The organism is Amycolatopsis sp. NPDC059027 (assembly GCF_042739735.1).
Taxonomy (GTDB): Bacteria; Actinomycetota; Actinomycetes; order Mycobacteriales; family Pseudonocardiaceae; genus Amycolatopsis.
On record NZ_JBHYIK010000102.1, the window covers coordinates 18,835 to 21,102 of the forward strand.

The following is a 2,268-nucleotide window of genomic DNA, read 5'->3' on the forward strand; positions in this document are numbered from 1 at the left end:
ACCCCGCTGGGGGGGGCCGCGGCTTCTACCCCCCCCCCCAGACGGGCCGATTCTCTCTTATTCCCCCCGGGCCCCCCGCCAAAAACCCCCCAAACCCCGCGTCCGGTGAGACGAAGGTCCCCTTCAGCCCACGCTGCCCGACTTTCGTTGTGCGGCAAGCGGGTAGACCTTTCCCGTGCCCGGATGCGGGCTCCTACCGTCGATCTTCGAGGCCGTCATGGGGGCGGTCTCAGGGAGGAGCCCGCGCATGCGCGCCAGGATCCGACGCCGCACCACCATCGCCGCCGTGTTCGCCACGGCCGTTCTCCTGCCCGGCCTGTCCACCGCCACGGCAGTCGCCGAACCGCTCGTCCGCGACTGGCCCGCCCCGATCGACGCGTCGCACTGGAAGAACCAGTACGACATGACGTGGAACGACTACCGCAAGGTGCCGGGCACGAACTGGGCCGACCCGTCACTGAAACCGACCAAGCGCGCCTTCAAGGGCGCCGTCGTCCTCGCCGACTACCCGGACCAGGAGTTCGCGGTCACGCAGGCACCGCACTCGACCGTGTTCGGGAATCCTTCTGTGGAGGCGAACAACGTCCCACGTGCCGGGGTCGCGAAGTTCTATCAGGATTTCCTGAACAAACCGGGAACGCTCAACCGAGGGCACACCATCAACGAATACTGGATGGAGGATTCCGCGGGCCGCTTCGGCGTCCAGCTGACCGCGTTCGGGCCGTACCGGATGCCGGGGAAGTCGTTCGAATACGGCATGGACTTCCAGAACGCGTGCCCGCCGGGATCGAACTGCCGTCGCGATCTGCGCACGGACGCGGGCGCCGCGTGGCGGGCCGATGTCGGCGACGCCACGAAGAACTTCGACTTCGTCTTCTACCTTTCCGCCGGCCAGGACGAGAGTTCGACGTGGCAGGAATTCGGCGAGATGAAGTTCGGCGCCAAGGAGAACGTGCCGGACGCCTTCGGGCCGCCGAAGGGCAGCGGGTTGCCGAACTGGGCCGCCACCCGGTACGTCCCGTGGACGTCGTGGAAATCGGCAGCGAGCATCTGGCCCAACGCCGCCGACGGTTCGTCCACCCAGGCGGAAAGTTCCGGGCAGTCGGTGTTCGCGCACGAATTCAGCCACATTCTCGGAATCGGCGACAATTACAACAACCCGTTCGGAAAACCGCCTTCGCGGGACTACAGCGGGCCGTGGGAAATGCTGTCGCGCGGCACTTTCAACGGTCCCGGCGGCCCGCACACGCGCTGGCAGATCCCCGCGACCCAGGGCGGTTCGATGGGCGCGCAGCACATGCTGCGCAACAAGATGAAGCTCGGCATCGTCGATCCGGACGACGTCCTGAAACTCGACCGGGACCAGCTGGCGAAGTCCGGCCCCGTGTCGGCGCGGGTCACCGCGCGGGTGGCCGTCCCCGAGCCGGGTGCCTACAGCGGCATCACGATCGCACTGCCCGGCGGGGACAAGTCGCCGAAATGCGACCGGTCCAAGGATCCGTTCTGTGATGGCGGCGGCTACCAGAACTACACCGTCGAGGTCGTCGACCGGATGGGATCGGACTCGTTCACGCCGGACTCCGGGGTGCTGATCGCCAAGACCAAGAACCGGGACGACGCCCCGTTCGAGTGGATCATCGACGCCCACCCGGAGGACATCAACCTCACCGATTACACCAAACCGGACGGAACGCCGGTGAAGATCACGATCGGTGACTACCGGCAGCTCAACGACGCCACCTTCAAGGCGGGTACCGAGGCGGCCGGTCCCTACGAGTACACGGATCAGGCCAACCGGCTGCGCTTCCTGGTCACCGATGTCCAGCGGGACAAGAAGGGCATCCTCTCGTACACGGTCACCGTGGCTTCGCTGGACGGCTCCGGCGACCAGGCGAGGGGTGTCGCGGCATGGCCGTCGTCGGCCGCCTTCGCCCGGCGTGGCCTGGCCAAGTGCGACTTCACGCTGTTCAACACCGGTGCGTCGCGGGGCGCGGCCGCTCCGTTCGACAGCGACACCTACCGGCTGAGCGCGTCCACCGACGCCCGCGGCTGGCAGGTCCGGCTGCCGAACGAACTGGCCACCGCGAAGTTCGGCGAGCAGGCGAACGCGGTCGCGTACGCCAGGCACGGTTCCGACGCGGCCCCGGTCGCGAAGGTGCGGCTCACCGCGACGTCGGTGAGCGACCCGTCGAAGTCCGCGACCACCACCTGCGTCGCCGTCGGGTAAAGGACTCGTGAGCGTTCCGGCCGGTTCTAACCGTCCGGAAC

Annotated in this window: 1 protein-coding gene; it reads left to right on the forward strand. The window is 67.6% G+C overall.

The window, feature by feature from the left end; translation table 11 throughout:
- Nucleotides 1-247: 247 nt before the first annotated feature.
- Entirely contained in the window at nucleotides 248-2,227 is a 1,980-nt protein-coding gene (locus ACFWY9_RS41355) for a M6 family metalloprotease domain-containing protein (RefSeq protein WP_378341451.1), read from the forward strand.
- Nucleotides 2,228-2,268 lie beyond the last annotated feature (41 nt).